This window comes from Klebsiella quasivariicola, from assembly GCF_002269255.1.
GTDB lineage: Bacteria > Pseudomonadota > Gammaproteobacteria > Enterobacterales > Enterobacteriaceae > Klebsiella > Klebsiella quasivariicola.
Genome location: NZ_CP022823.1, coordinates 5,408,023 through 5,433,140 on the forward strand (window position 1 = coordinate 5,408,023; position 25,118 = coordinate 5,433,140).

Below are 25,118 nucleotides of genomic sequence, written 5' to 3' on the forward strand. Positions count from 1 at the left end.
CTTTATTCCTCGTTTGCTGCCCGGAAGCCATTTTCCAGGTCGGCAATTAAATCTTCACCATCTTCAATACCGGTTGAAATACGCAGGAGCGTTTCTGAAATTCCGGCGGCGGCACGCGCTTCAGGCGCCATGCCGGCATGCGTCATGGTTGCCGCATGGGAAATCAGGCTTTCAACGCCCCCCAGCGATTCCGCCAGTGTAAACAGCGACAGCCCGCTCAGGAAACGGCGCAGCGTCTGCTCGTCACCGTCCAGCTCGAAGCTTAACATTGCGCCAAAACCTTTTTGCTGACGCGCCGCAATTTCATGCCCCTGGTTTTCCGGCAGCGACGGATGATACAGCTTTTTCACCAGCGGCTGGGTTTTCAGATACTCAACGATCGCCAGGGCATTACGCTGCGCCACTTCCATACGCGGAGACAGCGTCCGCAAACCGCGCAGCAGCAGGTAGCTATCGAAGGCGCTGCCGGTGACGCCAATATTATTCGCCCACCATGCCAGTTCGGTGACAGTCGCCGGATCTTTGGCAATCACCACCCCGGCCACCACATCGGAGTGGCCATTCAGGTATTTAGTACAGGAATGCAACACCAGATCGGCACCCAGCGCCAGCGGGTTTTGCAGCGCCGGGCTCAGGAAGGTGTTATCGACCACGCTGATCGCCCCGGCCTCGCGCGCCAGGCCGCAGATTTTCGCAATATCCACCACCCGCAGCAATGGATTACTTGGGCTTTCCACCAGCACCAGCTTCGGTTTTTCCGCCAGCGCTGCCCGCAGCGCCTGCTCATCGTTTTGATCGACGAACTGAACGCGATAGCAGCCGCGCTTCGCCAGGCTGTCGAACAGACGGTAGCTGCCGCCGTAGCAGTCGTGCGGCGCCACCAGCAGATCGCCCGGTTTAAGGAACACCGTCGTCACCAGCAGGATCGCCGACATTCCGGTATTGGTCAGCACCGCGCCGGCGCCGCCCTCCAGCTCCGCTAAGGCGCGCTGCACCACATCGCGCGTCGGGTTGCCGCGACGGGAATAATCGTGGGCGCGAGGTTCGTTAAAGCCGGTGAAATTATAGGTGCTGGAAAGGTGGATCGGCGGGACAACGCAACCGTACTGCTCGTCGTCATTTAAACCGCTACGCACTGCGATGGTGGCCTGTTTACGCGTCATGTTGGGAAGTTCCTGGGCTGAGTCGGTGAAAAGTCAGGCTCCAGAGTAATCATTGTCACAATAGACGTCAATACATCTGGACATCTAAACTTCTTTGCGTATAGATTGAGCAAAGTGCAAATAGCCGTTAAAATTATATGCATTAGCGCACGCCGACGGCGGCTTATCTCATGTCAGAAAGCCCGCGCATACGGTAAACTACGCGCAATTATAGCCCGGGCGGAATATTCTGGCCCTTCACTAATAAACAGAGGATTAAGGTATCTCATGGCTGAATGGAGCGGCGAATATATCAGCCCATACGCTGAGCACGGTAAGAAGAGTGAACAAGTAAAGAAAATTACGGTTTCCATTCCTCTGAAGGTGTTAAAAATCCTCACCGATGAACGCACGCGTCGTCAGGTGAATAACCTGCGTCATGCAACCAACAGCGAACTGCTGTGCGAAGCATTCCTGCATGCCTTTACCGGACAACCGTTGCCTAACGATGAAGACCTGCGTAAAGAGCGCAGCGATGAGATCCCGGAAGCGGCAAAAGCGATTATGCGTGAACTGGGGATCGACCCGGATACGTGGGAATACTGAGACGATAAAAAGGGCGGAAGCAATCTTCCGCCCTTTTTCTTTCCCGCCCAGGCAGGCGAGAGAGACAAAAAAGCCGCCCTGAGGCGGCTTTTTCTGGCAACTTACTTGCTGCCCGGGATGCTGAAGCGCTTGTTGAAGCGGTCAACACGGCCACCGGTAGCAACATCACGCTGTTTGCCGGTGAAGAACGGGTGGCATTTGCCGCACACGTCGAGGTTCAGGTCGTGACCAACGGTGGAGCGGATTTTCATGACATTACCGCAAGAACAGGTAGCAGTAATTTCGTCGTAATTTGGGTGAATACCTTTTTTCATGGGAGAACCTCAGTTAAGGCCGCGTCGCTCTTCCAGCCCTAACGCCAGACACCACGCGATATTAGTAATTTCCCGTCGCCTTCTACGCTGCTGACAGCGTGAAGCACGCGGTAATGGTCAATCTTCAATGCGATATAAAGCGCATCAAAGGCGGCGAATCATACAGAATTTGACCAGCATATGCAAACTGATCCGCGCCGCCTTATCGTAATGTGTATACTATCCCGCCAGATTTCAAGTCAGGAAGATGACATGTCCGTCGCCCACGTTGCCCTACCCGTTCCGCTACCGCGCACTTTTGACTACCTGCTGCCTGAAGGCATGGCGGTCAAAGCGGGCTGTCGGGTGCGGGTGCCGTTCGGCAAACAGGAGCGGATCGGCATTGTCGCGGCGGTGAGCGAGCGCAGCGAACTGCCGCTGGATGAGCTAAAACCGGTCGCCGAAGCGCTGGACGACGAGCCGGTCTTCTCCACGACTGTCTGGCGACTGCTGATGTGGGCGGCTGAGTATTACCATCACCCGATCGGCGATGTGCTGTTCCATGCATTACCCGTTATGCTGCGCCAGGGCAAACCCGCCAGCGCCACGCCGCTGTGGTACTGGTTCGCCACCGAGCAGGGGCAGGTTGTCGACCTTAACGGCCTGAAACGCTCCCGGAAGCAGCAGCAGGCGCTGGCGGCGCTGCGCCAGGGTAAAATCTGGCGTCATCAGGTTGGCGAACTGGAATTCAATGAAGCGGCGCTGCAGGCGCTGCGCGGCAAAGGGCTGGCGGAGCTGGCCTGCGAAGCGCCCGCCCTCACCGACTGGCGCAGCGCGTATTCGGTTGCCGGCGAACGCCTGCGCCTGAATACCGAGCAGGCCACCGCCGTCGGGGCGATCCACAGCGCCGCCGATCGTTTCTCCGCCTGGCTGCTGGCGGGTATTACCGGCTCCGGGAAAACGGAAGTCTATTTGAGCGTGCTGGAGAATGTGCTGGCGCAGGGGCGCCAGGCGCTGGTGATGGTGCCGGAGATCGGCCTGACGCCGCAAACCATCGCCCGATTTCGCCAGCGCTTTAACGCGCCGGTGGAAGTGCTGCACTCCGGGCTCAATGACAGCGAACGTCTCTCGGCCTGGCTGAAGGCGAAAAATGGCGAAGCGGCCATTGTGATCGGCACCCGCTCCTCGCTGTTTACCCCATTTAAAGATCTCGGCGTCATCGTCATCGACGAAGAGCATGACAGCTCCTACAAGCAGCAGGAAGGCTGGCGCTACCATGCCCGCGACCTGGCGGTATGGCGCGCCCACAGCGAGCAGATCCCGATAATTCTCGGCTCGGCGACGCCGGCGCTGGAGACTCTGCATAACGTCCGCCAGGGTAAATACCGCCAGTTAACCTTAAGCAAACGCGCGGGCAATGCGCGCCCGGCCCAGCAGCACGTGCTCGATCTCAAAGGGCAACCGCTGCAGGCGGGCCTGTCTCCCGCGCTGATTAGCCGTATGCGCCAGCACCTGCAAGCGGATAACCAGGTGATCCTGTTTCTTAACCGCCGCGGCTTTGCGCCAGCGCTGCTGTGCCACGATTGCGGCTGGATAGCGGAATGCCCGCGCTGCGACAGTTACTATACGTTGCACCAGGCGCAGCACCATCTGCGCTGCCACCATTGCGACAGCCAGCGCCCGATCCCGCGCCAGTGTCCTTCCTGCGGCTCCACGCATCTGGTGCCGGTAGGGATCGGCACCGAGCAGCTGGAGCAGGCCCTGGCGCCGCTGTTCCCTGAGGTGCCTATCTCGCGTATCGACCGCGATACCACCAGCCGCAAAGGAGCGCTGGAGGAGCATCTCGCCGCCGTCCATCGCGGCGGGGCGCGTATTCTGATTGGCACCCAAATGCTGGCCAAAGGGCACCACTTCCCGGACGTCACTCTCGTCTCCCTACTGGATGTCGACGGGGCGCTGTTTTCCGCTGATTTCCGCTCCGCAGAGCGTTTCGCTCAGCTTTATACCCAGGTCTCCGGACGAGCGGGCCGGGCAGGAAAACAGGGCGAGGTCATTCTTCAAACCCACCATCCGGAACACCCTCTACTGCAGACCCTGCTGTATAAAGGCTACGACGCCTTTGCCGAACAGGCGCTGGCAGAGCGGCGGACGATGCAGCTGCCGCCGTGGACCAGCCATGTGCTGATTCGTGCGGAAGACCATAACAACCAGCAGGCGCCGCTGTTTTTACAGCAACTGCGCAATCTGCTGCAGGCCAGCCCGCTGGCCGACGATAAACTGTGGGTGCTCGGTCCGGTTCCGGCGCTGGCGCCGAAGCGCGGTGGACGCTGGCGGTGGCAAATATTGCTGCAGCATCCTTCGCGGGTGCGCCTGCAGCATATCGTCAGCGGTACGCTGGCGCTGATTAACACGCTGCCGGAGGCGAGAAAAGTGAAGTGGGTACTGGATGTCGATCCTATTGAAGGGTAAGGCTTCTCTTGCGAGCCGGATCGAAAAATTCAGCAAGCATCACGTTTTTCATGAAAATTCTGTAACTCACTGCTGCGACTATCTGATAAAAATGATGCAGCAGTTAGCGCCCAAGGGAAATGCCAGCGCCATTCAGCGAGGAGAAACCAGGTGAAGCCCAAAAAACAAGTGGTTGCCGCCACCATGAAAGACGTCGCCCTCAAGGCAAACGTTTCCACGGCAACCGTGTCCCGAGCGTTGATGAACCCTGATAAGGTGTCGCAAGCCACCCGTAACCGGGTCGAGCAGGCGGCGCTGGAAGTCGGCTATTTACCGCAGTCGCTCGGACGCAATATGAAGCGCAACGAATCGCGGACGATCCTCGTGATCGTCCCGGATATCTGCGATCCCTTCTTTAGTGAAGTGATCCGCGGTATTGAAGTCACTGCCGCCGAGCACGGCTATCTGGTGTTAATCGGCGATTGCGCCCACCAGAATCAGAAAGAAAAAACCTTTATCGACCTTATCATCACCAAGCAGATCGACGGCATGGTGCTGCTCAGTTCGCGCCTGCCGTTCGACGCCAGCGTGGAAGAGCAGCGCAATTTGCCGCCGATGGTCATGTCGAACGAGTTCGCGCCGGAGCTGGAGCTACCCACCGTCCACATCGATAACCTGACGGCAGCCTTTAACGCGGTGAATTATCTCCATGAGCTGGGACACCAGCGTATCGGCTGTATCGCCGGCCCGGAAGATATGCCGCTGTGCCATTATCGCCTGCAGGGCTATGTGCAGGCGCTGCGCCGCTGCGGTATCACCGTCGATCCGCACTATATCGCTCGCGGCAACTTTACCTTCGAAGCCGGCGCCAATGCGCTGGAGCAGTTGCTGTCGCAGCCGATACCGCCTACCGCCGTCTTCTGCCATAGCGATGTAATGGCGCTGGGCGCCTTATCGCTGGCGAAACGCCGCGGCCTGAAGGTGCCGGACGACCTGTCAATTGTCGGCTTCGATAACATCGCGTTGTCTGAATTTTGCGACCCGCCGTTGACCACGGTTTCACAGCCACGGTTTGATATCGGCCGTGAAGGAATGCTGCTATTACTGGAGCAAATGCAGGGGCATAACGTGAACAGCGGCTCGCGTCTGCTCGATTGCGAACTGATTGTTCGCGGCAGTACGCAAAAAATCAGACGATAACCATCAGGCTTTCGGGCCTGCTCTTCTGGTCAAAGGCCCGCCGCTTAAGTAACATGGCGGGCTGACGAACGAATATAAGACAGCGAAACGATAGTGGCACAACGAGATTATGTACGCCGCAGCCAACCGGCTTCTTCGCGGCGCAAAAAGAGCACGACCCGAAGCTCAAGGAATAAGCAAAGCAGCCTTCCGGCAATTTCACCGGCGATGGTGGCGATCGCGGCGGCTGTGCTGGTGGCCTTTATCGGTGGCCTCTATTTCATTACGCACCATAAGAAAGAAGAAGCGGAAGCGATGCAAAATCGCCAGGCCGCCGGCAACGGCTTGCCGCCCAAACCGGAAGAGCGCTGGCGCTATATTAAAGAGCTGGAAAGCCGCCAGCCGGGTGTTCGCGCGCCAACCGAACCGACCGCCGGTGGCGAAGTCATGAAACCGGAACAGCTGACCGACGAGCAGCGCCAGCTGCTCGCCCAGATGCAGGCCGATATGCGCCAGCAGCCAACCCAGTTGACCGAAGTGCCGTGGAACGAACAAACGCCGGCGCAGCGCCAGCAGACGCTGCAGCGTCAGCGTTTAGCACAGCAGCAACAGCAGGCGCAACAGCAGCAGTGGACGCAAACTCAGCCGCAGGCCGTTCAACAGCAGCCGCGCGTCCAGCAGCCGAAGCCGGTTCAGCAGCAACAGCCGAAGCAGACCGCGTCGAACCAGCAGCCGTATCAGGATCTGCTGCAGACGCCGGCGCATACCAATACCACGCAGCCGCGTACCCAGGCCGCGGCGCCAGTGACTCGCGTGGAAGAAACGCCGAAAACGACCGCCGAGAAGAAAGACGATCGTAGCTGGATGATCCAGTGCGGCTCCTTTAAGGGCGCTGAGCAGGCCGAAAGCGTCCGCGCTCAGCTGGCTTTTGAAGGGTTTGCTTCGCACATCACCACTAACAACGGCTGGAACCGCGTGGTCATTGGCCCGCTGAAAGGCAAAGAAAGCGCCAACGAGATGATCACCCGCCTGAAGATGGCCGGACACGCGAACTGCATTCGTCTCGCCGCCAGGGGTTGAAACCCTCAAAATCCCCCCCATCTATAATTGCATTCGGCCCCGCGAACAGCGCGGGGCCCCTGTTCCGCTTTTGCAACCAAGGGGTCTGCTCGTGACTACAATTGTAAGTGTTCGCCGTAACGGCCATGTTGTTATTGCCGGTGATGGCCAGGCCACGCTGGGCAACACCGTGATGAAGGGCAACGTGAAAAAAGTGCGTCGTCTGTACAACGATAAAGTGATTGCCGGTTTTGCTGGCGGCACTGCTGATGCCTTCACGCTGTTCGAACTGTTTGAACGTAAACTGGAAATGCACCAGGGCCATCTGGTGAAGGCCGCCGTTGAGCTGGCCAAAGACTGGCGAACCGATCGGATGTTGCGCAAGCTGGAAGCGCTGCTGGCCGTCGCAGACGAAAACGCGTCGCTCATCATCACCGGTAACGGCGACGTGGTACAGCCAGAAAACGATTTGATTGCTATCGGCTCCGGCGGTCCTTACGCCCAGGCCGCGGCCCGCGCGCTGCTGGAAAATACCGATATGGGCGCGCGCGACATCGCCGAGAAAGCGTTGGATATTGCAGGTGATATCTGCATCTATACCAACCATTTCCACACCATCGAAGAATTACCTTCTAAAGCGTAAGGATCTCCCATGTCTGAAATGACCCCACGCGAAATTGTCAGCGAACTGGACAAACACATTATCGGCCAGGACGCCGCCAAGCGTTCTGTTGCTATCGCCCTGCGTAACCGCTGGCGCCGGATGCAGCTTAACGAAGAGCTGCGTCATGAAGTCACGCCGAAAAACATTCTGATGATCGGCCCAACCGGCGTCGGTAAAACCGAGATTGCCCGTCGTCTGGCAAAACTGGCCAACGCGCCGTTTATTAAAGTTGAAGCGACCAAGTTCACCGAAGTGGGCTATGTCGGTAAAGAAGTGGACTCGATCATCCGCGATCTGACCGACGCAGCGATCAAAATGGTGCGCATGCAGTCCATCGATAAAAACCGTTACCGCGCGGAAGAGCTGGCGGAAGAGCGCGTGCTTGACGTGCTGATCCCTCCGGCGAAAAACAACTGGGGCCAGGCTGAACAGCCGCAGGAACCCTCTGCTGCGCGCCAGGCGTTCCGCAAGAAACTGCGTGAAGGCCAGCTGGACGATAAAGAGATTGAAATCGATCTCGCTGCGGCGCCGATGGGCGTTGAAATCATGTCCCCTCCGGGCATGGAAGAGATGACCAGCCAGCTGCAGTCCATGTTCCAGAACCTCGGCGGCCAGAAGCAGAAACCGCGTAAGCTGAAAATCAAAGACGCGATGAAGCTGCTGATTGAAGAAGAAGCGGCCAAACTGGTCAACCCGGAAGAGCTGAAGCAGGAAGCCATTGACGCGGTAGAGCAGCACGGTATCGTCTTTATCGATGAAATCGACAAAATCTGTAAGCGCGGCGGCAACACTTCCGGCCCGGATGTGTCTCGTGAAGGCGTACAGCGCGACCTGCTGCCGCTGGTGGAAGGCTGCACCGTCTCCACCAAGCACGGGATGGTGAAAACCGACCACATCCTGTTTATCGCCTCCGGCGCGTTCCAGGTGGCCAGCCCGTCCGATCTGATCCCTGAGCTGCAGGGGCGTCTGCCGATCCGCGTTGAGCTGAAAGCGCTGACCACCCATGACTTCGAGCGCATCCTGACCGAGCCGAATGCCTCCATCACCGTGCAGTACAAAGCGCTGATGGCGACCGAAGGGGTGAATATCGAATTCACCGAAGACGGTATCAAGCGTATCGCCCAGGCCGCGTGGCAGGTAAACGAAACCACCGAGAACATCGGTGCGCGTCGCCTGCACACCGTGCTGGAGCGTCTGGTGGAAGATATCTCCTATGATGCCAGCGAGATGAACGGCCAGACCGTCACTATCGATGCCGAATATGTGAGTAAACACCTGGATGTTCTGGTGGCAGATGAAGATCTGAGCCGTTTTATCCTATAATCCGGTGCAATGCATTTTCATCACTGTTGATGGGGGCTATCGCCCCCATTTTTATTGGCTAAAATAACTATGACTGATATCAGCCGTTCACAGGCGTGGCTGGAAAGCCTGCGTCCTAAAACGTTACCGCTGGCATTTGCCGCGATTATTGTTGGCACCGTCCTTGCCTGGGAGCAGGGCCATTTTGATCCCTGGGTTGCCCTGCTGGCGCTGATCACCGCCGGCTTGCTGCAAATTCTTTCCAACCTCGCCAATGACTACGGCGACGCGGTTAAGGGGAGCGATAAACCGGATCGCATCGGGCCGCTGCGCGGGATGCAGAAAGGGGTGATTACCCCCCAGCAGATGAAGCGCGCCCTGATCGTCACCGTCGTACTCATCTGCCTGTTTGGTCTGGCGCTGCTGTGCGCCGCCTGGCAGAGCGTCGGCGATTTCATCGGCTTCCTCGCCCTGGGAGGCCTGTCTATCGTGGCCGCCATCACCTACACGGTGGGCACCCGTCCGTATGGATATATTGGTCTGGGTGATATCTCAGTACTCGTTTTCTTCGGCTGGCTGAGCGTCCTCGGCAGCTGGTATCTGCAAGCCCATAATGTGGAAGCGGCCATTTTTCTGCCGGCGACAGCCTGCGGTCTGCTGGCGACCGCCGTGCTAAACATCAATAATCTGCGCGATATCGACAGCGACCGGCAGAACGGGAAGAACACCCTCGCCGTGCGCCTGGGCCCGGTCAATGCCCGCCGCTATCATGCCTGCCTGCTGCTCGGCGCCCTGCTGTGTCTGGCGCTATTTAACCTGCTGGCGCTGCATTCAGCCTGGGGCTGGCTGTTTATTCTCGCCACGCCGCTGCTGGTGAAACAGGCGCGCTACGTCCTGCGCGAATCCGATCCGCTGGCGATGCGGCCAATGCTCGAAAAGACGGTCAAAGGGGCCTTACTGACCAACCTGCTGTTTGTTATCGGAATTATTGCCAGTAAGCTGATGGCTTAACTGACAAATATCAATTAACAATTGATGATTTTGCCAACAATGCGATTCGCGGGATATACTAAAAACTCTCGCAGCAACTGAACGTTAAGCCTATGAAATACGATACTTCCGAGCTTTGTGACATCTACCAGGAAGATGTCAACGTCGTGGAACCGCTGTTCTCTAACTTTGGAGGACGGTCGTCGTTTGGTGGACAGATCATTACGGTTAAATGTTTCGAGGATAACGGGTTGCTCTACGATCTGCTCGAGCAGAATGGCCGTGGTCATATTCTCCTGATCGACGGCGGCGGCTCAGTACGACGCGCGTTAATTGACGCTGACCTGGCGCGTCTGGCCGTCCAGAATGAATGGGAAGGGTTGGTGGTCTATGGCGCGGTGCGCCAGGTTGACGACCTTGAGGAACTGGACATTGGTATTCAGGCGCTGGCGGCTATTCCGGTCGGCGCGGCTGGCGAAGGCATCGGCGAAAGCGACGTGCGCGTCAATTTCGGCGGGGTGACTTTCTTCTCCGGCGACCATCTGTATGCCGATAACACCGGGATGATCCTGTCGGAAGACCCGCTGGATATCGAATAAACCTTCCGCCATAAAAAAGGCCTTCTCCATGAGAAGGCCTTTTGTTTATCCGGCGCGTAACTTAGTACAGTTTCTTCGCGCAATCCAGCCAGTCGTTCTTGAACGGACGCTTCATGTTCTCGATGGCATCGATGATGTCGTGGTGCACCAGCTTCTCGTTCTGGATGCCGACGCAACGGCCGCCATGGCCCTGCAGCAGCAGCTCAATCGCATAGGCGCCCATGCGGGAAGCCAGGATGCGGTCGTAAGGAACCGGGGAACCGCCGCGCTGAATGTGGCCGAGGACGGTGGCGCGAGTTTCACGGCCAGTCTCTTTCTCGATGTAGCTTGCCAGCTCGTCAACGTCGCACATGTGCTCGGTGATGGCCACGATAGCGTGTTTTTTCCCTTTCGCGATACCGGCTTTGATTTCTGCCACCAGATCGTCACGGGTATATTCCACTTCAGGCACCATGATGAACTCACAGCCGCCGGCAATCGCCGCCGCCAGGGTCAGGTCGCCACAGTAACGGCCCATCACTTCCACCACGGAGATACGCTGGTGCGAAGAGGAGGTGTCGCGCAAACGGTCAATCGCTTCCACCACGGTGCTCAGGGCGGTGAAAAAGCCGATGGTGTAGTCAGTGCCTTTGATATCGTTGTCGATAGTGCCTGGCAGACCGATGCACGGGAAGCCCATCTCGGTCAGGCGCATCGCCCCCATATAGGACCCGTCACCACCGATAACCACCAGCGCGTCCAGGCCGCGCTTCTTCATGTTTTCGATAGCCACAGCGCGAATGTGTTCTTCGCGGAATTCCGGGAAGCGAGCGGAGCCCAGGAAGGTGCCGCCGCGGTTGATCATGTCGGAAACGCTGTAACGGTCGAGCTGAACCATACGGTCTTCATACAATCCGAGGTAACCGTCATAGATTCCAAAAACTTCCAGACCTTCCGTTAATGCCGCGCGCACCACGCCACGAATTGCTGCGTTCATGCCCGGCGCATCACCGCCACTTGTCAACACACCGATTTTCTTAATCATGACTACCTCTGAACTTAGGAAGCAAAAAATAATTCTGTTGCCTGAAGCGCTCCCTCACCAGGAGTGCACGACGCTAATGACAATAGTATATCAAACGCCTCAAGCTGAATTGATTCAGGTCAGACCAAACGGCGGTAATTTATACAAAAAATGCCGATCTGCCCCACATTTTTACATCGAGTTTACAGACTATAACCTAACGCTCAAAAAAGCCCTGCTGCGCCGCTGGCACCACAGAACTGGGATCCTGATGGATAATGACATCAGAACCCGGGAAACGGCGCAGAATCGCCTGCTCCACCTGGTCTGCAATCACGTGGGCTTGCACCAGCGGGAGGTTATCTTCCATTTCCAAATGAATCTGAATAAAGCGGGTCGGCCCTGACTGCCGCGTTCGTAGATCGTGCGCCCCGCGGATACCGGGCCATGCGGTCACGATGGTGATAATGTCCTGACGCTCCTCGTCAGGCAAGGCGCGGTCGAGTAGTGACTGAACCGCCTCATAGCCCATCCGCAGCGCGCTATATAAAATATAGATGCCAATTCCTAAGGCAAACAACGCATCGGCGCGATGCCAGCCATACCAGGAGAGGCCCAGCGCCACCAGAATGGCGCCGTTCATCATAACATCAGACTGATAATGAAGCATATCCGCCCGCACCGCCTGGCTCTGGGTTTTTCGCACCACCCAGCGCTGGAAGGTCACCAGCGCCAGCGTGCTGAACAGGGCGATCAACGTGACGACGACACCAACGCCAGCGGCCTGCAGCGGCTCCGGACGCACCAGGTGCTGAATGCCGGTGAGAAACAGAAACAGCGCCGAGCCGGAGATAAACATGCTTTGCGCCAGCGCCGCCAGCGATTCCGCTTTGCCATGGCCAAAGGTATGTTCTTCATCAGCAGGTTGCAGCGAATAACGAACCACCAGCAGGTTGGTCAGCGAGGCGGCAATATCCACCAGCGAATCCACCAGCGCAGCCAGAATACTGACTGAACCGGTATACCACCACGCAAAAATTTTGATCAAAAGTAACGCGGAGGCCATGGCTGTCGCCGCGATAGCGGCGCGGCTGACCAACCGGCCATAAGATTGATTCATATAGGCTCCTTCTCCTGCAATGCGCTTAGTATAACCCGAACTTGTGACGCTCACGGGATAGGCGAAGGAGTTGATTTACCGTAAAAAGGGCAAAAAAAAACCCCCACATCATGTGGGGGAAGACAGGGATGGTGTCTATGGCAAGGAAAACAGGGTTTGTTACTGGGGTTGCAGGGTGTTGCTACTACTCGAAAGCATCATCGCTGAGCCTTTCTGCATCCTTGCAACCTCACGCAACTGATCCATACGCTGCTGGTGCTTAGCATTTAAAACCGCTTGCTGCTCTGGCGTAAGCAGGTGATACATCTGGTTGCGGACCTTAGCCATTTCGACCTGGCGGGCAACCTGTTCCTGCGCCATCTTTTCTGCCTGAGCGCGCACAGCGTTTTCATCAAAATTTTCTGCGGTGACAAGGCGATGCATTGTCTCCATTTCGCTAACATTAACGGGGAGCCTGTCGTGGCGTGCCCGTTGCATAAGATCCCGTAACTGCTGACGTTGCTGCTCGGTTAAACTTATGCCGTCAAACATATGGCTTTGGCTACCGCGCTGTCCCCCGTCGTCTCCGGGGAGCCAGTTAACGCTGGTAACGACTTCAGCGGCCTGGCTATATGCACTTAGCGCCAGCGTTGAGGCCATGACGGCAGCGATAACATTGCGCATCACATACTCCCAAAACGTTTGTGTCGCGATTCAACGAGAGACAGTCTACGATTCAGGCTGCAAACATGCGTCAGGGGGTGTAAAACAAAGTAAAGTCATGGATTAGCGGGCCTTGATGACGTAATTTCTGCCTCGGAGGTATTTAAAAGATGAATAAAATCCTGTTAGTTGATGATGACCGGGAGCTCACCTCCCTGTTAAAAGAGCTGCTCGATATGGAAGGTTTTAACGTGCTGGTGGCCCATGATGGGGAACAGGCGCTGGCCCTTCTGGACGACAGCGTTGATTTATTGCTGCTCGACGTGATGATGCCGAAGAAAAACGGTATCGATGCGCTGAAAGAGCTGCGTCAGACACACCAGACTCCGGTTATCATGCTAACAGCGCGCGGGAGCGAGCTGGATCGCGTTCTCGGCCTCGAACTGGGCGCGGATGACTATTTGCCTAAACCATTTAACGATCGCGAGCTGGTGGCCCGTATACGCGCGATTCTGCGTCGTTCCCACTGGAGCGAGCAGCAGCAGACGACCGAAGCCGGATCGCCAACGCTGGAAGTGGATGCCTTAAGTCTCAATCCGGGCCGTCAGGAAGCCAATTTCGACGGTCAGACGCTGGAGCTCACCGGTACCGAGTTCACCCTGCTCTATCTGTTAGCGCAGCATCTCGGCCAGGTGGTGTCCCGTGAGCATTTAAGTCAGGAAGTGTTAGGCAAGCGCCTGACGCCGTTCGACCGCGCTATCGATATGCATATTTCCAATCTGCGGCGTAAGCTGCCGGAGCGTAAAGATGGTCATCCGTGGTTTAAAACGCTGCGTGGTCGCGGGTATCTGATGGTTTCCGCTTCATGATTGGAAGTTTGACTGCACGCATCTTCGCCATCTTCTGGCTCACGCTGGCGCTGGTGTTGATGCTGGTGCTGATGTTGCCCAAACTGGATTCCCGGCAGATGACCGAGCTGCTGGAAAGCGAGCAGCGTCAGGGCATTATGATCGAACAGCACGTCGAGGCCGAGCTGGCGACCGATCCGCCAAACGACCTGATGTGGTGGCGCCGTCTGTTTCGCGCCATCGATAAATGGGCGCCACCGGGACAACGCCTGCTGCTGGTGACCAGCGAAGGCCGCGTGATCGGCGCAGAACGCAACGAGATGCAGATCATTCGTAACTTTATCGGCCAGGCCGATAATGCCGATCATCCGCAGAAAAAACGCTATGGCCGCCTGGAAATGGTGGGCCCGTTTTCCGTCAGGGACGGCGAGGATAACTATCAGCTCTATCTGATTCGTCCCGCCAGCACCTCACAATCCGACTTTATCAACCTGCTGTTTGATCGACCATTGCTGCTGCTTATCGTCACGATGCTGGTCAGCGCCCCGCTGCTGCTGTGGCTGGCGTGGAGCCTGGCGAAACCGGCGCGTAAGCTGAAAAATGCCGCCGATGAAGTTGCCCAGGGTAACCTGCGGCAGCATCCGGAGCTGGAAGCCGGGCCGCAGGAGTTTTTAGCCGCTGGCGCCAGCTTTAACCAGATGGTCACCGCCCTGGAAAGGATGATGACCAGCCAGCAGCGGCTGCTGTCCGATATCTCGCACGAGCTGCGCACGCCGCTTACGCGCCTGCAGCTGGGTACCGCCCTGCTGCGCCGCCGCAGCGGTGAGAGCAAAGAGCTGGAGCGTATCGAAACCGAAGCGCACCGGCTGGACAGCATGATCAACGACCTGCTGGTGATGTCGCGCAATCAGGCGAAAAACGCCCTGGTCAGCGAGACGGTGAAAGCCAATCAGCTATGGGGGGAAGTGCTGGACAATGCGGCGTTTGAAGCCGAGCAGATGGGGAAATCTTTCACCGTTGAGTATCCGCCGGGCCCATGGCCGCTGTACGGTAACCCTAATGCGCTGGAAAGCGCGCTGGAGAATATCGTCCGCAACGCCCTGCGTTACTCGCACACGAAGATTTCCGTCAGCTTCTCGGTGGACAAAGACGGAATTACGGTTAACGTGGACGACGACGGCCCGGGCGTCAGCCCGGAGGATCGCGAACAGATTTTCCGGCCATTCTACCGAACCGACGAGGCGCGCGACCGCGAGTCCGGCGGTACCGGCCTGGGGCTGGCAATTGTCGAAACCGCTATTCAGCAGCACCGCGGCTGGGTGAAGGCCGACGACAGCCCGCTGGGTGGTCTGCGTTTAACAATCTGGCTGCCGTTGTATAAAAGAACCTGATGCTATCCCGGCTTACGCTGCGCTAAGCCGGGAGCTTCCCCGGAAATACGCAATAGGGGGGAATTATTTCCCCCATAATCTCCGCGAATTATCCTCGATCTTGCCGCTTAAACGCCGTTTCTGCATGGTTCTGCTCCAGCTCACCGACAGGCCCGCTGCCGACAATAAACGATGATACTGGTCATCATCAAACGGCATCTGCCAGGCAATCGCCCCGGCCTCATGAACACTGACATCACTCAGCCGGGAAACCAGCTTGAGCGGCGCATCGCTGGAAACTTGCCCTCCGGCAATCACCCGGTACAGCCAGCCGGTTTTTCCGCTGTTTTGCATCAGCTGAGCCATATCATTGATCGCAAAATGAAAGTTGAGCTTGAAGCACGGCGATCGCGGCTGGGTGACCTGAATCAGCGCGTCGCCCCAGCGAAAGATATCGCCGATATAGACGTTTTGCTCGGTAAGCCCGGTGGTGGAGAGGTTTTCGCCGAACGCCGGCGCACAGAACCGCTCGGCCTGCTGGGGGAAGTCACGGATCCAGTCGGCATAGTGTTCGCGCGGATAGTGGCACAGCGCGCGGTCCGGACCGCCGTGGATTTTTTTCTCCGCCTGCTCGTCCCCTTCGAGACCGCGTTCGCCAAGCAGCAGTTCGCCATCAACCTGGATTTTACCGATCGCGCTGGGGCGACTGCCCGCGTAATCCCTGATTTTGCCGATAAAGACATTCACCGGATAATGCATGGCTGCTCTCCTTGCTACAGATATAAAAAAAGCGAGTCATCAGACTCGCTTCTCTCTTAGCGCAATGCAACCTTATTTTTTGGCGGCAAAACGCGCTGCAGCTTCGTCCCAGTTCACCACGTCCCAGAAGGCTTTGATGTAGTCCGGACGACGGTTCTGGAATTTCAGGTAGTAAGCGTGTTCCCATACGTCCAGACCCAGGATCGGGTAGCCGGAAGCGCCGGAAATGGCTTCGCCCATCAGCGGGGAATCCTGGTTAGCCGTGGAGACAACGGCCAGTTTGTCACCTTTCAGTACCAGCCACGCCCAGCCAGAGCCGAAACGGGTCGCAGCGGCTTTTTCAAATTCCGCTTTGAAGTTGTCTACGGAGCCGAAATCGCGCTCGATAGCCGCTTTCAGATCGCCCTGCAGGGTAGTGCCGGTTTTCAGGCCTTTCCAGAACAGGCTGTGGTTCGCGTGGCCGCCCGCGTTGTTACGCAGTACGGTTTTTTTGTCAGCCGGCAGCTGATCCAGTTTGGTGATCAGCTCTTCAGCGGACAGGTTAGCGAACTCCGGCAGGCTTTCCAGCGCGGCGTTGGCGTTGTTCACATAGGTCTGGTGGTGTTTAGTGTGATGGATCTCCATCGTCTGCTTGTCGAAGTGCGGTTCCAGAGCATCGTAAGCGTACGGCAGGGATGGCAGGGTATAGCTCATAATCATCTCCATTATTGTCGAGCGGCTCAAGTGTTAACGCCGCGTAAGCAGTTTGTCCATTATAGTTAATTAAATGGTATTGAAAATGCTTATCAATGCCGTATTTTTCATATGGATATAACCAGAAGAAATACCCGCCGTTTTGTGATGTAGAACAACTAATTAAGTCAGTAGTTGCCAGGGTTCGCCATCCTGTGGCAAGGACTTGAAGGCGGCCAAAGCGGCCAATTTTTACACTCATCACATCGGAAGCCGCCGTCTCCGATAAAAAAAGATGAGGATAAAATCAATGAACCACGCGATTACGATGGGTATTTTTTGGCATTTGATAGGAGCCGCCAGTGCCGCCTGTTTCTATGCCCCGTTCAAGAAAGTAAAACACTGGTCGTGGGAAACCATGTGGTCGGTTGGTGGGATTGTCTCCTGGCTGATCCTGCCCTGGGCCATCAGCGCCACGCTGTTACCCGATTTCTGGGCCTACTACCGCTCTTTTAGCGCCTCCACGCTGCTGCCGGTCTTTCTGTTCGGCGCCATGTGGGGCATCGGTAATATTAACTATGGCCTGACCATGCGCTATCTCGGCATGTCGATGGGGATTGGCATCGCCATTGGTATCACGCTGATTGTCGGCACGCTGATGACGCCCATTATTAACGGTCAGTTTGCAGTGCTGATGCACACCCAGGGCGGTCAAATGACGCTGCTCGGCGTGCTGGTGGCGGTGATTGGCGTCGGCATCGTCACCCGCGCGGGCCAGTTGAAAGAGCGTAAAATGGGCATTAAAGCCGAAGAGTTCAATCTGAAGAAAGGGCTTCTGCTGGCGGTGATGTGCGGCATCTTCTCGGCAGGGATGTCGTTCGCGATGAACGCCGCCAAACCGATGCATGATGCCGCCGCAGCGCTCGGCGTCGACCCGCTGTACGCTGCGCTGCCAAGCTATGTAGTCATTATGGGCGGCGGGGCGCTGGTCAATCTTGGCTTCTGCTTTATTCGTCTGGCGAAAGTGAAGAACCTGTCAGTCAAAGCCGATTTCTCGCTGGCAAAACCGCTTATCATCAGCAACCTTCTGCTCTCCGCCCTCGGCGGTCTGATGTGGTATCTCCAGTTCTTCTTCTATGCCTGGGGCCACGCCAGCATTCCGGCGCAGTATGACTATATGAGCTGGATGCTGCACATGAGCTTCTACGTGCTGTGCGGCGGAGTGGTGGGCCTGGTACTGAAGGAGTGGAACAATGCCGGCCGCCGTCCGGTGAGCGTCCTGAGCCTCGGCTGCGTGGTGATTATCATCGCCGCCAATATCGTCGGTCTGGGAATGGCCAGTTAACCATCGGGTCATCAGACAGACAATAACGGCCTTCAGGCGGCGGCGCGACTGCGCTGCCGCCACTGCCCCGGCGACATGCCGATTTCCCGGCTAAAAACCACCGAAAAGTAGTTACTGTCCTCAAAGCCGCACTGCATGGCGATATCGCCGATTAAGCGCTCGGTATGCTGCAGCAGGTACTGCGCGTGGCAGATCCGCAGCTGGCGTAAATAGTGATTGATGGTCATCCCGGTTTGCTGGCGGAACTGCTGACGAAGCGCCCGCTCGCTGCCGCCCTCTTGCTCGCAGAAACGCTCCAGAACAAAGGGGCGGCTAAGGCTGGCCGCCAGCGCGGCCAGCAGTTTGTCGAGCAATGCTTCGCGCTGCGTCGCCGCCGGATCATCCGTCGCGTAGCGATGGCGCTGCAGCGTCAGCGCCAGCTGGGCAAACAGCAGCTCAGCCATCGCATTTCCCTGCGCGTCGCGCCGGGCGCACTCATGCTCAAGCTGGCTAATCACCTGGCGCGCCTGAGCCATACCGGTGCTGCCCATGCGCCAGTGGGGCTTCCACGGCGTGCCGAAAAGGCCAGGGATCGCCCCGGCCCAGTCGAAATTGAGCTGCAGCCGCTCCGGGCAATAGATGATGTTCTGCAGAACGAGATCGTTAACGGAAGCATAGGAGTGTTTATCTTCGGCGCGAATATAGAACAGATCGCCGCGGGTAATGCGCCAGGGGCGATCGTTAAGGACGTGCAGCCCGTTGCCCCGCCACACCAGCACCAGCTCGCAGAACTCATGGGTATGTTCGGCAAAGACATTTTGCGGATAGCGGTCGGCCACCGCCACCGCCTGCGTGGCGGAAGGGAAAAACTCCTCTTTACGTAGAATCAGACCGGCCACGGCTCACACTCCAAACGCGGATAACGGCACATTATTCGCGTTTTTAGTCCGCAATACGTTGACTCTTCTCGCGTTACTGAAGAATGGCGTCGCGCCCCTGGCGGATATCGCGCGGTGACCAGTCAAACTCGCGGCGAAAAAGCGTCGAAAAATGATTACTGTCGCCAAAGCCGCAGCGATAAGCGATATCAGTCACGCTTTCATCGCTATGGCGCAACAGGTGGCGGGCCTTCATCAGGCGCACCCGATTAAGATAGCGCTGGGGCGTCAGGCCGGTCTGCTGCTTCAGCTGGCGGTGCAGGGTACGCAGCGACAGCGAAAACTGCGCCGCCGCCTCCTCCCAGCAGATCTCCTGCGCAAAATGGTCTTCCAGCCAGGCCAACAGTTGATTCAAGCGCGCATCGTTGTTGGTGGCCTCTTCCGCAAGGCTGCTTTTACGTAACAGCACCAGCAGCTGCATAAACAGGATCTCACGGCTGGCGACAGCATGGGTATCCGTGTCGCTCCCCACGGCCTCGATCTGCGCCACGATATGCCGCACCTGTTGCAGGACGGTCTGATTCACCCGCCAGTGCGACGGGTAGTTCCCTTCCTGCTCCTGGGGCAGGAGTTGACTGACCCCGGCGAGAAAGCGAAACGCATCCGGCGCGCGATAGAGCACATTGGTCAGACACAAATTGTCCGTGTGCTCGTAAAGATGGCGATCGTGATCGCGGATAAAACAGACCGAACCGCCGCCAATGGTATAGGGCTGGCCATTGAAGACGTGAATACCCGATCCCTGTTCCACGATAACTATTTCATGGAAATCATGATGATGTTCCGGAAAGGCCGACTGAGGGAGGCGGGGTTCAATAGCCACCGTCGAGATCCCGGCCTTAAAGAAATCCGTACTGTGCAATATGGTCATGATACCACCCTCGTAATGAGAAAAATTATCAGTCACCGGCTGATAGTAATGAAGGGTTGGCTATCCGGCCTTCAATTTTTGACCGCGAAATTCGTAAATCCTGCCGCTTTTTCAAGAATCAGCCGGAAAGATGCGGAACTGCGGACGCCATCACATCCCCCTCGCCACCCCCTAAAACTGCAAACTGTGATGTCCCTCACGGTCACCTTTGCTTTCTTGCCAGCGGCCAGTTTGCACTGTCCGTAATGAGAAGGTGTCAGTAAGCGGCCTTTTTTAGACTGCGAACAATGATTTTAAGAAGGATCGTTCCATGAGTATTCGTCATTGTGTCGCCGTCGATTTAGGCGCCTCCAGCGGGCGGGTAATGCTCGCCAGCTATCAGTCCGGGCCGCGCGCCCTGACGCTGCGCGAAATGCACCGCTTCACCAATAGCCTGCAGAAGGTAGACGGCTTCGACTGCTGGGATGTGGATAGCCTGGAAGGCGAGATCCGCCGCGGGCTGGAGAAAGTGTGTGAGCAGGGCATTCTGATCGACAGTATCGGCATCGATACCTGGGGAGTGGATTATGTCCTGCTGGATAAGCAGGGTCAGCGCGTCGGGCTGCCGATCTCCTATCGTGACGACCGCACCCAGGGCCTGCTGCGTCACGCTGAAGCGCAGCTGGGCCGGGCGGAAATCTATCGCCGCAGCGGTATTCAGTTTCTGCCGTTTAACACCCTTTATCAGCTGCGCGCTCTGGTGGAGCAGCAGCCGGAGCTGGTCAGTCAGGCCGCCCACGCCCTGCTGATCCCCGACTATTTCAGCTTCCGCCTGACCGGCAATCTGAACTGGGAGTATACCAACGCCACCACCACCCAGCTGGTCAACATTAACAGCGACAGCTGGGATGAGACGCTGCTGAACTGGACCGGCGCGCCGTTGGCGTGGTTCGGAAAGCCGACCCACCCCGGCAATGTGATTGGTCACTGGATCTGCCCGCAGGGCAACCGTATTCCGGTGGTCGCTGTCGCCAGCCACGACACCGCCAGCGCGGTGATCGCCTCCCCGCTGGCCGACCGCCATGCCGCCTATCTCTCCTCCGGCACCTGGTCGCTGATGGGGTTTGAAAGCCTGACGCCATATACCTGTGACGCGGCGCTGCAGGCCAATATCACCAACGAAGGCGGAGCCGAAGGCCGCTATCGGGTGCTGAAAAATATCATGGGCCTGTGGCTGCTGCAGCGGGTGCTGAAAGAGCAAAACGTCAGCGACCTGCAGGCGCTGATCGCCCGCACCGCCGCGCTACCGGCGTGCCGCTTCATTATTGACTGCAACGATGATCGCTTTATCAACCCGGCCAGTATGAGCGCCGAGATCCAGGCCGCCTGTCGCGACGCGGGCCAACCGGTTCCTGACAGCGACGCCGAGCTGGCGCGCTGCATTTTCGACAGCCTGGCGCTGCTTTACGCCCGGGTACTTAACGAGCTGGCGACTCTGCGCGGCCAGCCCTTCAGCCAGTTGCATATCGTCGGCGGCGGCTGTCAGAACGCCCTGCTCAACCAGCTGTGCGCTGACGCCTGCGGGATCGCCGTCGTGGCCGGCCCGGTGGAGGCCTCCACCCTCGGCAATATCGGCATCCAGTTAATGACCCTCGACGAGCTGGCCAATGTCGATGAGTTTCGTCAGGTGGTGCGCGGCAACGCAGCGCTCACCGCTTTTACCCCCAATCCTGATAGTGAAATTGCCCGTTTCGTGGCGCAGTTTCAGCCACAACAGACCAAGGAGCTTTGCGCATGACCACTCAACTTGAACAAGCCTGGGAAATTGCTAAGCAGCGCTACGCCGCCGTCGGCGTGGATGTCGAGGAGGCCCTGCGCCAGCTGGACCGTCTGCCCGTCTCCATGCACTGCTGGCAGGGTGACGACGTCGCCGGTTTCGAAAACCCGGCGGGAAGCCTGACCGGCGGCATCCAGGCGACCGGCAACTACCCGGGCAAAGCGCGCAATGCGCAAGAGCTACGCGCCGACCTTGAGCAGGCGCTGAGCCTGATCCCGGGACCAAAGCGTCTCAACCTGCACGCTATTTATCTGGAATCCGACGCGCCGGTAGCGCGCAATGAGATTAAGCCAGAGCACTTTAAAAACTGGGTTACGTGGGCGAAAGCCAACAACCTGGGGCTGGATTTCAACCCTTCCTGCTTCTCGCATCCGCTGAGCGCCGACGGCTTTACCCTGTCGCATGCCAACGATGAGATCCGCCAGTTCTGGATCGACCACTGCAAGGCCAGCCGTCGCGTTTCCGCGTATTTCGGCGAGCAGCTGGGTACGCCGTCGGTGATGAATATCTGGATCCCGGACGGCATGAAAGATATCACCGTTGACCGCTTCGCCCCGCGCCAGCGGCTGCTGAATGCGCTTGATGAAGTGATCAGCGAAAAATTCGACCCGGCGCATCACATCGACGCGGTGGAGAGCAAGCTGTTCGGGATTGGCGCAGAGAGCTACACCGTCGGCTCCAACGAGTTCTATATGGGCTACGCCACCAGCCGCCAGACCGCTCTGTGCCTCGATGCCGGCCACTTCCACCCGACGGAAGTGATCTCCGACAAAATCTCCGCCGCGATGCTCTATATCCCGCGCCTGCTGCTGCACGTCAGCCGCCCGGTGCGCTGGGACAGCGACCACGTGGTGCTGCTGGATGACGAAACCCAGGCCATCGCCAGCGAAATTATTCGCCACGATCTGTTCGACCGCGTGCATATCGGCCTCGACTTCTTCGATGCCTCGATCAACCGCATCGCGGCCTGGGTGATTGGTACCCGCAATATGAAGAAAGCGCTGCTGCGCGCTCTGCTGGAGCCGACCGCCCAGCTGCGCCAGCTGGAACTGGATGGCGATTACACCGCCCGCCTGGCGCTGCTGGAAGAGCAGAAATGTCTGCCGTGGCAGGCCATCTGGGAGATGTACTGCCAGCGTCACGATACGCCAGCAGGCAGCCAGTGGCTGGATAACGTGCGGGCTTATGAGAATGCGGTTCTGAGCCAGCGCGGGTAATGCACGGGCTTTCCCGGGTCGCGGCTGACGCCTTACCCGGGCTACGAACTGCGCGATGTTGCCAGAGCGCACCGAACAGTTCCCTCTCCCCTGTGGGGAGAGGGTTAGGGTGAGGGGCTACCCCCACCGAATCAACAGGAAAGACAAGACTATGCAGACCATTATCGACGCCTGGTTCGTCCAGGGCATGATCAAAGCCACCTCCGACGCCTGGCTGAAGGGCTGGGACGAGCGCAACGGCGGCAACCTGACGCTGCGTCTGGATGAAGCGGATATCGAACCTTACGCGGCGGATTTCCACGCCAAACCGCGCTATATCGCCCTCAGCCAGCCGATGCCAACCCTGGCCAACCAGCCGTTTATCGTCACCGGCTCCGGCAAATTCTTCCGTAACGTCCAGCTCGACCCGGCCGCTAACCTCGGGGTGGTGAAGGTCGACAGCGACGGCGCGGGATACCATATCCTCTGGGGCCTCACCGAAGATGCCGTACCGACCTCCGAGCTGCCGGCACACTTCCTGTCGCACAGCGAGCGCATCAAACTGACCGGCGGCAAAGACCGGGTGATCATGCACTGCCATGCCACCAACCTGATCGCCCTGACCTATGTTCTGGAGAACCACAGCGATCTGTTCACCCGCAAGCTGTGGGAAGGTAGCACCGAGTGTCTGGTGGTCTTCCCGGACGGCGTCGGCATTCTGCCGTGGATGGTGCCGGGCACCGATGAAATAGGCCAGGCGACCGCCGAAACCATGCAAAAGCACTCGCTGGTGCTGTGGCCGTTCCACGGCGTCTTCGGCAGCGGCCCCACGCTGGATGAGACCTTCGGCCTGATCGATACCGCCGAGAAGTCCGCCGAAGTGCTGGTGAAAGTCTTGTCCATGGGCGGGATGAAGCAGACCATCACCCGCGAAGAGCTTATCGCCCTTGGCAAACGCTTCAACGTGCAGCCGCTGCAGTCCGCATTAGATCTTTATCCATAACAACATCGCGCCCCGCTCACCGAGACGGGGCGAAACATCACCTGCAAACCCTACAAAACTAACTCATGTGGAGTAAAAGCAATGAAAACAAAGACAAGCTTGATCCTCACCGTTGCCGCCCTGGCGTTGTCCGGTTCCGCCTTAGCAGAAGTTAAAATCGCCCTCGTGGCGAAATCGCTGGGAAATGGCTTCTTCGAAGCCGCCAACGCTGGCGCCCAACAGGCAGCCAAAGAGTTAGGTGATGTCAAAGTGATCTACACCGGCCCGACCACTACCACCGCCGAAGCGCAGATCGATGTGCTGAACGGGTTGATCGCCCAGGGGGTGGATGCGATCGCCATTTCCGCCAACGATCCGGACGCGGTGGTGCCGGTGCTGAAAAAAGCGATGCAGCGCGGCATCAAGGTGGTCTCGTGGGACTCCGGCGTGGCGCCGGCAGGCCGCCAGATCCATCTTAACCCCTCGAATAACGCCTTAATTGGCGAAACCAACGTCAAGCTCGCCGCCGAGGCGCTGAAGGCGCTGAACGTTGAGAAAGGCGAGGTGGCCGTGTTAAGCGCCACCCCAACCTCCACTAACCAGAACATCTGGATTGAGGAGATGAAAAAGGTGCTGCCGCAGTATCCGTCCGTACAGCTGGTCACCGTCGCCTACGGGGACGATCTGTCGGATAAAAGCTACCGCGAAGCGGTGGGCCTGCTGAAATCATATCCGGACCTGAAAGTCATTGTTTCGCCGTCGTCGGTGGGGATTGTTGCCGCCGCGCAGGCGGTGAAGGACCAGGGCAAAATCGGCAAAGTGTATGTCACCGGGCTGGGGCTGCCGTCGGAAATGGCCGGCGCGATTAAGTCCGGCGCCAGCAAAAGCTTCGCCATCTGGAACCCGATTGACCTGGGCTACGCCGCCACCTATCTGGCCGACGATTTAGTCAAAGGCACGGCGACCAAAACCGAAGCCAGTATGGGCAAGCTGGGCAAAGTGAAGCTGGATGCCGAGGGGAATGGCGCGATGGCCGAGCCGTTTGTCTACGATGCGAGCAACATTGATAAGTTCTCGAAAATTTTCTAACCCTTGTTCCCTCACCCCGGCCCTCTCCCGAAGGGAGAGGGGGAAAGGCTGGTCCTCTGCACGATGCGGCCAGGGAGCACTAAATAGCTCCCTTGCTCCTTTGGCAAGAGGAAAGTCCAGCCCTCTGCGCGATGCGGCCAGCGGGCGCCGGACCGTTCCTTCGCCCCTTTGGGGAAGAGGAAAAGGGCTGGCCCTCTGCGCAATGC

Annotated in this window: 24 protein-coding genes; 15 read left to right on the forward strand and 9 right to left on the reverse strand. The window is 57.9% G+C overall.

Going from position 1 to position 25,118, the window contains the following annotated elements; all coding sequences use genetic code 11:
* Positions 1-2: 2 nt before the first annotated feature.
* Entirely contained in the window at positions 3-1,163 is a 1,161-nt protein-coding gene (metB, locus tag B8P98_RS27175) for a cystathionine gamma-synthase (RefSeq protein ID WP_087805124.1), read from the reverse strand.
* A gap of 267 nt (positions 1,164-1,430) precedes the next feature.
* On the opposite strand from metB, the gene metJ reads away from it, so the two are divergent.
* Positions 1,431-1,748 carry a met regulon transcriptional regulator MetJ gene (gene metJ, locus B8P98_RS27180; RefSeq protein ID WP_002882924.1) on the forward strand — a complete coding sequence of 106 codons (318 nt, stop codon included), beginning with the start codon at positions 1,431-1,433 and terminating at the stop codon, positions 1,746-1,748.
* A 101-nt stretch (positions 1,749-1,849) separates the two neighbouring features.
* Here metJ and rpmE read toward each other — a convergent pair whose 3' ends face one another.
* On the reverse strand, positions 1,850-2,062 hold the full coding sequence (gene rpmE, locus B8P98_RS27185; protein ID WP_002882922.1) for a 50S ribosomal protein L31: 213 nt from the start codon (positions 2,060-2,062) through the stop codon (positions 1,850-1,852).
* Between the two features lie 252 nt (positions 2,063-2,314).
* Here rpmE and priA point away from each other — a divergent pair, with 252 nt between their 5' ends.
* The 7 genes from priA (at position 2,315) to rraA (ending at position 10,282) form a co-directional block, all read left to right on the forward strand.
* Complete coding sequence (gene priA, locus B8P98_RS27190) at positions 2,315-4,510, forward strand: primosomal protein N' (protein ID WP_095033589.1); 2,196 nt, start codon at positions 2,315-2,317, stop codon at positions 4,508-4,510.
* 150 nt (positions 4,511-4,660) lie between these two features.
* Positions 4,661-5,689, forward strand: a complete 1,029-nt coding sequence (gene cytR / locus B8P98_RS27195) for a DNA-binding transcriptional regulator CytR (protein ID WP_025710953.1) — start codon at positions 4,661-4,663, stop codon at positions 5,687-5,689.
* A 93-nt stretch (positions 5,690-5,782) separates the two neighbouring features.
* Positions 5,783-6,748, forward strand: coding sequence for a cell division protein FtsN (gene ftsN, locus B8P98_RS27200; RefSeq protein ID WP_080897834.1), 966 nt, complete (start codon positions 5,783-5,785; stop codon positions 6,746-6,748).
* Between the two features lie 91 nt (positions 6,749-6,839).
* Positions 6,840-7,370, forward strand: coding sequence for an ATP-dependent protease subunit HslV (gene hslV, locus B8P98_RS27205; protein ID WP_002882918.1), 531 nt, complete (start codon positions 6,840-6,842; stop codon positions 7,368-7,370).
* 9 nt (positions 7,371-7,379) lie between these two features.
* Positions 7,380-8,714, forward strand: coding sequence for an HslU--HslV peptidase ATPase subunit (gene hslU, locus B8P98_RS27210; RefSeq protein WP_080897835.1), 1,335 nt, complete (start codon positions 7,380-7,382; stop codon positions 8,712-8,714).
* A 69-nt stretch (positions 8,715-8,783) separates the two neighbouring features.
* Entirely contained in the window at positions 8,784-9,704 is a 921-nt protein-coding gene (gene menA / locus B8P98_RS27215) for a 1,4-dihydroxy-2-naphthoate polyprenyltransferase (RefSeq protein WP_002882914.1), read from the forward strand.
* Positions 9,705-9,796: 92 nt separating this feature from the next.
* Positions 9,797-10,282, forward strand: a complete 486-nt coding sequence (gene rraA / locus B8P98_RS27220) for a ribonuclease E activity regulator RraA (RefSeq protein WP_002882913.1) — start codon at positions 9,797-9,799, stop codon at positions 10,280-10,282.
* Between the two features lie 61 nt (positions 10,283-10,343).
* On the opposite strand, the gene pfkA is transcribed toward rraA, so the two are convergent.
* From pfkA to cpxP, 3 genes are all read right to left on the reverse strand, one after another.
* Positions 10,344-11,306: a 6-phosphofructokinase gene (pfkA, locus tag B8P98_RS27225; RefSeq protein ID WP_002882911.1), complete on the reverse strand. Its 963-nt coding sequence runs from the start codon at positions 11,304-11,306 to the stop codon at positions 10,344-10,346.
* Positions 11,307-11,502: 196 nt separating this feature from the next.
* The gene (gene fieF / locus B8P98_RS27230) at positions 11,503-12,405 is read right to left on the reverse strand and encodes a CDF family cation-efflux transporter FieF (RefSeq protein WP_008807873.1); all 903 of its coding nucleotides are present in this window, start codon (positions 12,403-12,405) and stop codon (positions 11,503-11,505) included.
* A gap of 159 nt (positions 12,406-12,564) precedes the next feature.
* Positions 12,565-13,068: a cell-envelope stress modulator CpxP gene (gene cpxP, locus B8P98_RS27235; RefSeq protein WP_002882903.1), complete on the reverse strand. Its 504-nt coding sequence runs from the start codon at positions 13,066-13,068 to the stop codon at positions 12,565-12,567.
* A 149-nt stretch (positions 13,069-13,217) separates the two neighbouring features.
* Here cpxP and cpxR point away from each other — a divergent pair, with 149 nt between their 5' ends.
* The gene (cpxR, locus tag B8P98_RS27240) at positions 13,218-13,916 is read left to right on the forward strand and encodes an envelope stress response regulator transcription factor CpxR (RefSeq protein ID WP_095033590.1); all 699 of its coding nucleotides are present in this window, start codon (positions 13,218-13,220) and stop codon (positions 13,914-13,916) included.
* Positions 13,913-15,286 carry an envelope stress sensor histidine kinase CpxA gene (gene cpxA / locus B8P98_RS27245; RefSeq protein ID WP_025710950.1) on the forward strand — a complete coding sequence of 458 codons (1,374 nt, stop codon included), beginning with the start codon at positions 13,913-13,915 and terminating at the stop codon, positions 15,284-15,286. Before cpxR ends, cpxA begins: the two co-directional genes overlap by 4 nt.
* Positions 15,287-15,349: 63 nt before the next feature.
* Here cpxA and yiiM read toward each other — a convergent pair whose 3' ends face one another.
* Together yiiM and sodA are read right to left on the reverse strand one after the other, a co-directional pair.
* On the reverse strand, positions 15,350-16,024 hold the full coding sequence (gene yiiM, locus B8P98_RS27250; RefSeq protein ID WP_095033591.1) for a 6-hydroxyaminopurine reductase: 675 nt from the start codon (positions 16,022-16,024) through the stop codon (positions 15,350-15,352).
* A gap of 72 nt (positions 16,025-16,096) precedes the next feature.
* On the reverse strand, positions 16,097-16,717 hold the full coding sequence (gene sodA, locus B8P98_RS27255; RefSeq protein ID WP_025710948.1) for a superoxide dismutase [Mn]: 621 nt from the start codon (positions 16,715-16,717) through the stop codon (positions 16,097-16,099).
* 289 nt (positions 16,718-17,006) lie between these two features.
* On the opposite strand from sodA, the gene rhaT reads away from it, so the two are divergent.
* On the forward strand, positions 17,007-18,041 hold the full coding sequence (rhaT, locus tag B8P98_RS27260; protein ID WP_002882892.1) for an L-rhamnose/proton symporter RhaT: 1,035 nt from the start codon (positions 17,007-17,009) through the stop codon (positions 18,039-18,041).
* A gap of 32 nt (positions 18,042-18,073) precedes the next feature.
* Here the strand turns inward: rhaT and rhaR are convergent, their stop codons facing one another.
* Positions 18,074-18,919 (reverse strand): HTH-type transcriptional activator RhaR, encoded by an 846-nt coding sequence (gene rhaR / locus B8P98_RS27265; protein ID WP_002882891.1) that lies wholly within the window; start codon positions 18,917-18,919, stop codon positions 18,074-18,076.
* Between the two features lie 73 nt (positions 18,920-18,992).
* Positions 18,993-19,829: an HTH-type transcriptional activator RhaS gene (gene rhaS, locus B8P98_RS27270; protein WP_025710946.1), complete on the reverse strand. Its 837-nt coding sequence runs from the start codon at positions 19,827-19,829 to the stop codon at positions 18,993-18,995.
* Positions 19,830-20,139: 310 nt separating this feature from the next.
* Here rhaS (B8P98_RS27270) and rhaB point away from each other — a divergent pair, with 310 nt between their 5' ends.
* The 4 genes from rhaB (at position 20,140) to rhaS (B8P98_RS27295) (ending at position 24,912) form a co-directional block, all read left to right on the forward strand.
* Positions 20,140-21,606, forward strand: coding sequence for a rhamnulokinase (rhaB, locus tag B8P98_RS27280; RefSeq protein ID WP_025710944.1), 1,467 nt, complete (start codon positions 20,140-20,142; stop codon positions 21,604-21,606).
* Positions 21,603-22,862: an L-rhamnose isomerase gene (rhaA, locus tag B8P98_RS27285; protein ID WP_025710943.1), complete on the forward strand. Its 1,260-nt coding sequence runs from the start codon at positions 21,603-21,605 to the stop codon at positions 22,860-22,862. The genes rhaB and rhaA overlap by 4 nt, the downstream gene beginning before the upstream one ends.
* Positions 22,863-23,013: 151 nt before the next feature.
* Complete coding sequence (rhaD, locus tag B8P98_RS27290; protein WP_025710942.1) at positions 23,014-23,844, forward strand: rhamnulose-1-phosphate aldolase; 831 nt, start codon at positions 23,014-23,016, stop codon at positions 23,842-23,844.
* A gap of 81 nt (positions 23,845-23,925) precedes the next feature.
* Positions 23,926-24,912, forward strand: a complete 987-nt coding sequence (gene rhaS / locus B8P98_RS27295) for a rhamnose ABC transporter substrate-binding protein (protein WP_095033592.1) — start codon at positions 23,926-23,928, stop codon at positions 24,910-24,912.
* Positions 24,913-25,118: the final 206 nt, after the last annotated feature.